Here is a 7,072-nt window from a genome sequence, read left to right as displayed (position 1 = left end):
CGGGTGCCGATTTGGGCGCCCCCGTGTAGTGAGACATCTTTTCTCCATTGGTAGATAATCGGATGACTTGCGGGTGCGCATATCGCCACTTAGGTGAATTATGTGAAAGAGATGCGCCTGAGCATCACCAAAACACAATAAGTAACGCGCCACACCAGCTAAATCATTCAGAATCGTAACATAACTATAAATTGCAATTTTTGGATTTAATGAGATTTTATTAATCGCACGATTACGATTCTGACCTGGCGTTTCACCCTAATACCCCCGCAAGGAGGGAGGGCTTTCTACCTATTTAAAGGTCTTCCGCAAGAAATTTCCCAGCAAAATATGACGCAAATAACTATCCACCCAAGCTCCACATACACTCCACATCGACATTTAACTATATTTCAACCACGGGATAGAAACTGCCCCATTTGCATAATTAATGTATATTCTATTAAATATCGATGGTCGCGGACTTTCATGGTTGCGCACGAACTACCACCTTACCTAGGCACCGATCCCGCGAACCTCTTCCAAGAACGCAAGTTCCACGCGGGTTAGTGCGCGACTCGGATCCCATACCAGGCTCGTACGCGAGCGGGTCAATGGGGCTAACGGAACGAATACTAAACCGAGCGGTGAACACCGGCCGGCCGAGCAGTCATTGATGATGGCATAACCAACCCCGGCGTCAACTAATTGTGGTGCATGGTAGACGACGTCATAAATAATTTGGCATTGATCGCCATGGTCGTCCAACCAACGAGCCAACAGTCGATGACCCACACTATCATCCGGACAAATGAGCGGAAGGCCTTCAAGATCTTCTACAGTCACGCTTTCCTTAGCGGCAAGAGAAGACGCAGCAGGAACCAGAATCCCCCATCGATCTGCCGTTGGCAAGGAAAGCCGCTCATACCCTGCTAGATCCCAGGAATCTGGAGCGACAGCAAAAGACAACGCGTTACTCGCAAGTTTTTGCAAAATGGTCTCTCTACGTATCCTACGTAGTGTTACACCAACGCCAGGATGCTTATCCCGCACTCGTTTAATCGCGTGAGCAACATCCATAACGGCCGCACTTTCAACGGTACCCACGACCACATGCCCACCAATATCGCCGTGTAACATGCTGAATTCTTCGACCGTACGCTGAGACAGACTAAGAATCTCTCGGGCCCTGCCCGCAAACAGCACCCCTACAGGAGTAAGCCGTATTCCGCGTCCAGACCGGTCGAGGAGCTCTTGCCCCAGTGTCTTTTCTAATTCGCGAATCTGCTTCGTAACCGAGGGCTGACTGCAGTTCAGTTCAACGGCAGCTTCTTTAATTGATCCGACCCTCGCGACCACGACAAAGGCCTCCAGATGCTGCAGCTTCACCACACCTCCATCAGTATGTGCATATCTTGACTTTAGTTAGTTTACTTATACTACTGAATTTCGTGAAATCCGCGCTAGACACCTAACATCTCGAATAAATTTTCACACCAACAGCACACTCACCTCACAGAGACGAGGATCATACTTGCATCATAAAGGGTGGACGTGTATAGTAGAACAGTCGCCGCGGGGTGGAGCAGTTCGGTAGCTCGCCGGGCTCATAACCCGGAGGTCAGAGGTTCAAATCCTCTCCCCGCCACGAAAGAGAGTGCCTGACCAGGTAGAACACCGGTCAGGCGCTCTTGTCATACCCCCCCAGCGAACGCACATTTACTTATCTACGAGTTCCCCTAAAATCTCTAGGAAACCGGCTACGTCCGAAGTTCCTTATGACTCCTGATATGCCAGGAAGGCGGTAAGAACCTCCGGTATCTCGTACCATCCTCGTGCTTACGGCCTGTATACCCAAGCGCATCTAAACGCTGAGCATCCCGACCGGCGGGAGGACGGGTATATTTTTCAAAGCTGTACTTCACATGTTGTACATGCGAAGTACAGCTCGGAAAAAGAACCCCCACCCCGCCGGGACTGCTGTTACTCCTGTAACGAGTGGGAATCATGGGCACGCTGCTGGCCTCGCCTCACCTGCTACAGCACCAGCGAAGCAATCCACCCTGCGATAAGCAGCGGGATATTGAAATGGATAAAGGTGGGGATAACCGAGTCGCGGATATGGTCATGCTGGCCGTCCGCATTGAGCCCCGCCGTCGGCCCTAAGGTGGAATCCGAGGCAGGCGAACCAGCATCTCCCAGCGCACCGGCCGTGCCGATAATCGAAACGGTGGCCAGCGGGGAGAAACCCAACGTGACACACAGGGGCACGTAGATCGCCGCAATAATCGGAAGCGTGGAGAAAGATGAACCAATCCCCATCGTCACCAACAGGCCAACAAGTAGCATGGCCAGCGAAGCCATCGCCTTATTACTCCCGAACATCGCCGCGGTAGCGTTCACAAGCGGTTCGATCTGCCCGCTCTCGCTCATCACATTCGCGAAGCCCTGGGCGCTAATCATAATAAAGCCGATAAGAGCCATCATTTTCATGCCGCCGGTGAAGACATCGTCGGCCTCGTGCAGCTTGATGGCGCGCGAAAAAATGAAAACGCACAGACCCACCAGCGCACCCACCAGCAGCGCATCAGCATCCGAGTCCACCGCATTGAGAACCAGCTGGATCCCGAAGCACACCAGAATCGCCACCAATGAGACCACGATGCGGTAGCGAGAAATAGCCGGGGTCGCACTAGCACCCGCGCCGCTCGCATCACCCGCGCCGTTCGCACGAGCACCCGCAGCACCCGCGCCGCTCGCACTAGCACCCGCAGCACCCGCGGCACTCGCATCTACGGCCACGTCCCGATACTCGCGCGGCTTACGATACGTCACGAATACCGCGAGCAGCAGACCGACCACCATACCCGCCGCCGGAATCGCCATCGCGCTCATCACGTTAATACCGCTCACGTCCATCCCGGCCTTCGCGATATTCCCCAGCAGAATATCGGTCAGGAAGATCTTCCCGAAACCGATAGGGAGGAACATGTACGTGGTCACCAATCCGAACGTGAGTGCACACGCCACCGCCCGCCTATCCAGACGCAGATTATTCATAACCACCAGGAGCGGTGGGATAAGCAGCGGAATAAAAGCAATATGCACCGGGATGAGGTTCTGGCTCATCACCGCCATCGCGCAGATCCCGGCTAGCATGGCCCAGCGGGTAAAGGCACGCTTGCGAGCGCCCCTCCCGTCAGAACTGCGCAGATGGCCGAGCATCCACTGCGCCAGCAGATTCGGAAGCCCGGAATAGGCCACCGCCATCGCGAAAGCACCGAGCAGCGCGTAGGAGAGCGCAATTTTCGCCCCGGCGCCCAGGCCTTCCTGGAAGGCCACCATGGTCCCTTCCAGGCCCATCCCGCTGAGTAAACCACCGGCGAGCGCGCCGATAAACAGAGCCAGTACCACGTGCACACGAAGTACCGCGAGGAGGAGCATCAAACAAACAGCCACCACAACAGCATTCATAAAGCTGAATATACCCAGACTGGGGCGCCCGCTGGATAAGTATCCATAAATGCGCGGCTTTTCTATTATTACTTGCACTACTGGCCGCGTGCCGCGACCGCCCTGGTGTCGTTTCGCTGCGGCTCCGTTGCCCGCGTACCGTATTTTTATCGACGACGCCGCGCAGCAATAGCCCAGCTCAACCCATGAATAACCACTCGGGCGGCTAGCCCTTCCACCCGGCTCCCGCTCCCGGAGACGCCAATGACGGCCACCCGTTCTCGGGTGGCCGCCACGTGAGAGGAGCATGGCCGGGATCAGTCCCGCCGCAGGATCAGTCCCGCCGCAGGATCAGTCCCGCCGCAGGATCAGTCCCGCCGCAGGGTCAGGCCCTGCCCAGCTACCGGGATGCCCTAAGCGGACTTACTTAGCTCCTTCCAGCTCCTTCTGAGCTGCGATGGCCTGATCCAGCGCGGTCTGCAGGTTCTTCTGGGCCTGCCCGTAGGCCGCCCAATCCCCGCTCTTCATCGCGCTATCTGCCTGACCCACCGCCTGCTTCATGCTCTGCAGCGCGGCATCCAAACGCTCCTGCGGGGTGCCACCCGCGGCCGGAGCCGGAGCGGGAGCCGCGGCACCCGGTGCAGCGCTGGGCTGCTGGGGCGCGGGTTGGGTGGGCGTCGTCGTACCGGGAGTAGGCGCGGCGCCCGGGGTAGTACCAGGCGTGCCCGCCGCGGGCGCCTTGCCATCACCGGCGGAAATATCTTCCTTGACGTTCTGCAATCCGGCGTCCCCGGCCTGGGCACCCGAATCACCCCCGAAAGTCTGGTTGAGAGCCTCTTCCAGGGTGGGCGCGAATCCGATATTCCCATCACCGAAAGCAGTGAGCACGTACTGCATGAGTGGGTAGGTGGTGCCCTGCGAAGCCTGCACATAAACCGGCTGCACGTAGAGCATGCCCCCGCCCACCGGGAGCGTGAGCAGGTTACCCATCCGCACCGTGGTACCGCCCGAACGCAGCAGGTTGAGCGCGCGGGAAACATTCTGGTCGGAAAGGAAGTTGTTCTGCGCCTGGCCCGGGCCGGGTACCGTGAGGTCACGTGGCAGCTCGAGGAGCCGCAACTTGCCGTAGCCCTCGCGTTTCTCCCCCGGCGTGGATCCCGCGTTGGAATCCACCGCGAAGAAACCTGTCATAATATTGCGGTCCGTCTGCCCGCCCGGGATATAGCCCGTGGATAGGGAGAATTCCGCAGAATCCTGGCCCGGCATCTGCAACGTCAGGTAGTAGGGCGGCTGCTTGCTATCGGTTTGCGCCGCGGCGATCCCGCTAGCCCCAGCGGTATCCACCGCCGGTTCGTTCGGAACATTCCAGAAGTCACCACCGGAGTAGAAGGAGGCAGGATCCTTGACGTGGTAGCGCGTCAGCAGCGAGCGCTGGGTCTTGAACAGATCCTCCGGGTAGCGCACATGCGCCATGAGATCACCGGACATCTTGTCCATCGGCTGCACCATGCCCGGGAAGATCGACTCCCAGGCCCGCAGGATCGGGTCTTTCTCATCCCACTTGTAGAGGGAAACCGAACCGTCATAGGCATCCACAACCGTCTTGACAGAGTTACGGATGTAATTGACGTCTTGGCCGGAGGCCGCCCCGTACATGCCGCGCGAGTTGAGGGCGTCCGTGGTGGCCGCCGCCAGGGATTCCCGCGCCGAATAGGGGTAGTTATTCGAGGTGGTGTACCCGTCGATAATCCACACGAGGCGCTTAGGAGTAACCGGATCCCCATCCATATCCACCACGGCCGGGTAAGCCTTGGAATCAAGCGTGAGGTAGGGGGCCACCTTGCGCACCCGCTCGTGCGGGTCGCGGTTGAAAAGAATCTGCGATTCGGAAGTCACACGATCGGAGAAGAAAATATCGGTGGAGCGGAATTTGATGGCAAACATGAGTTTGTCAAAGAAGTTCCCGACCGAGGGGCCGCCGTCGCCGGTATAGGTATTGAGAACCTGCGAGCCTTCCGCAGCATCGGAGGGATAGTCAATTTCCCAGGGCGCGGTTCCTTCCGGGGCGCCAACAATGGAGTATTCGGGGCTGTTCTGCCCGAAGTAGACGCGCGGCTCGTATTCACCCAGCTCACCTTGGGAAGGGATGCCGTACTGGAGGAATTGCGGGGCGCCGGAGGCGGAAGTGGTATTGCCGTAGGCAGCCACCACGCCGTAGCCGTGGGTGTAGACCGTATGGTCATTCACCCAGTTGCGCTGATCCGGCCCCAGGCCGTCCAGGTTGAGTTCTCGCACCGCGATCACGGTATCCCGGTCCGTCTTATTGAGGTTGTAGCGATCCACCGCCAGCTGGGAGGCGAAACCGTAGTACTGGCGGTTCTGCTGCATCTGGTTGAAGGTGGGGGACACAATATTCGGGTCGAGGAGGCGGATTTGCGCGGTGGATTCCGCGTCATTGCGCAGCTGCCCGGCTTCCGCATCGGTGCGGGCGTTATAGGGAATGGTCTCCACGTTATCCAGGCCGTATGCCTTGAGGGTGGCCGAAATATTGCGGTCAATATACGGTGTTTCCATCTCGATAGCATTCGGGGTGACCCGGAAGCGCTCCACCAGTGCCGGCCAGGCCCAGCCCACCGTGGCCCCGGTGACCAGGGCCACCACCAGCCCGGCGGTAATAATCCGCCAGGAACCGCGCAGCGCCGAAATCACGAAAAGCACCGCGATGGCCAGGAAGGTGATCGCGAGGATCGTGAGCCCGGGAAGCTTAGCGTTAATATCCGTATAGGACGCCCCGGAGAAACGATCATTATTGGACAGCAGCAGGGTGTAGCGACTCAACCAGAAGTAGGCAGCCACCAGGATAAAGGCCAGCAGCCCCAGCACGGAGAAATGCACCCGAGCCCGGTTGCGTACCCGCACCTTGCCCGAATCCAACGTGACCCCGCCGTAGAGGTAATGGCCCAGCACCGCACCAATCGCCCCGATCACCAGCAGGGTAATCGCGAAGCTCAACGCTGATTGCAACACCGGGAGCGTGAAGACGTAGAAGGCCACATCGCGCCCGAACTGCGGATCCGTATCCCCGAAAGGTGTGCGGAAAATCCACATGAGGTAAGTGCGCCATTCACCCGCCAGCGGCGCGCCGAAAATCAGGCCGGCGAGCAGCGGCAGGCCCAGGTTGGTGGCCCAGCGGTACTTTTCCGCCGCCTTGCGGTAGCCCGCGACGCTGGGGGCCTGGATGCCCTCATCTTTTGTGCGCGCGAGGCGGAAATTCAGCCACAGCACGATGGCAACCAGGAGGGTGCCGATGGTGCCCAGCGCGATGGTCCAGCCCCATTGGGTCCAGAACACGCGAGCCGCGCCGATTTGTTCGTACCATTTAACGTCGGTGTAAACGCCCGATCCGACGACGAGCGCCACGAGCAGAATGGCGAGAACACCCAGTGTCCACCAAAAAGCTCCCGGCGTCTCCCGCCTCAAACGGGGATGTGCGGTTGTACTCAAACGAAATCCTCAACTTCTTCCGCGGCGCAGGGGTGCGCCCGGCCATCACTATTCCCTATCAAACATAGCGGAAAAAGCTGAGAATCGCGCGTGCGTCAACGGTTTTTTGGTACGACGACGCCGCCCGCGAACACGC

The 7,072-nt window shown here is 58.6% G+C and carries 3 protein-coding genes and 1 tRNA gene; 1 reads left to right on the top strand and 3 read right to left on the bottom strand.

Translation table 11 applies throughout. From position 1 onward, the window contains the following. Positions 1 to 495: 495 nt before the first annotated feature. Positions 496 to 1,371, bottom strand: a complete 876-nt coding sequence (locus AC5RK6_RS06190; RefSeq protein WP_320757350.1) for a LysR family transcriptional regulator — start codon at positions 1,369 to 1,371, stop codon at positions 496 to 498. Between the two features lie 182 nt (positions 1,372 to 1,553). Here AC5RK6_RS06190 and AC5RK6_RS06185 point away from each other — a divergent pair. Continuing rightward, a tRNA-Met gene (locus AC5RK6_RS06185) sits at positions 1,554 to 1,627 on the top strand. Positions 1,628 to 2,016: 389 nt separating this feature from the next. Here AC5RK6_RS06185 and AC5RK6_RS06180 read toward each other — a convergent pair. Further along, complete coding sequence (locus tag AC5RK6_RS06180) at positions 2,017 to 3,453, bottom strand: Na+/H+ antiporter family protein (protein ID WP_320757351.1); 1,437 nt, start codon at positions 3,451 to 3,453, stop codon at positions 2,017 to 2,019. 402 nt (positions 3,454 to 3,855) lie between these two features. Continuing rightward, positions 3,856 to 6,936: a UPF0182 family membrane protein gene (locus tag AC5RK6_RS06175; protein WP_320757352.1), complete on the bottom strand. Its 3,081-nt coding sequence runs from the start codon at positions 6,934 to 6,936 to the stop codon at positions 3,856 to 3,858. Positions 6,937 to 7,072: the final 136 nt, after the last annotated feature.

Source organism: Actinotignum sp. usb-actsch-213 (genome assembly GCF_059085665.1).
This window is presented reverse-complemented; position numbering and strand designations above follow the sequence as displayed.